This is a genomic window from Mesorhizobium silamurunense (assembly GCF_014843825.1).
Classification (GTDB): domain Bacteria; phylum Pseudomonadota; class Alphaproteobacteria; order Rhizobiales; family Rhizobiaceae; genus Mesorhizobium; species Mesorhizobium silamurunense.
This window is the reverse complement of sequence record NZ_JHQR01000174.1, coordinates 1-236: the sequence shown is the minus strand read 5'-3', so window position 1 is coordinate 236 and position 236 is coordinate 1. Positions and strand designations below refer to the sequence as shown.

The following is a 236-nucleotide window of genomic DNA, read 5'->3' as shown; positions in this document are numbered from 1 at the left end:
ATCGTCCTGACCTTCGTCGTGGTCGCCATGCTGACGCGGCTCGGCGCCAACACGGTCGGCGATGCCAATCTGCCGGTGGCGCCACGCCGCTATCTTGCGACCGGCAAGGCCGAAACGCTGCTGAATGCCGGCCTGATTGCGTTTGCCTTGCTGTTCGTCGCCGGGCCGATGGCGGCGACCGTGCTCGCCGGGCTGGGGGCGGATCTCGGCCGGCTGGCCGGCGAGGACGCCGTGCG

At 70.8% G+C, this 236-nt stretch carries 1 pseudogene; it reads left to right on the top strand.

What is annotated here, in order from left to right:
* A pseudogene (locus tag DH10_RS19740) lies at positions 1–236 on the top strand (thiamine/thiamine pyrophosphate ABC transporter permease ThiP); the annotation flags it as partial.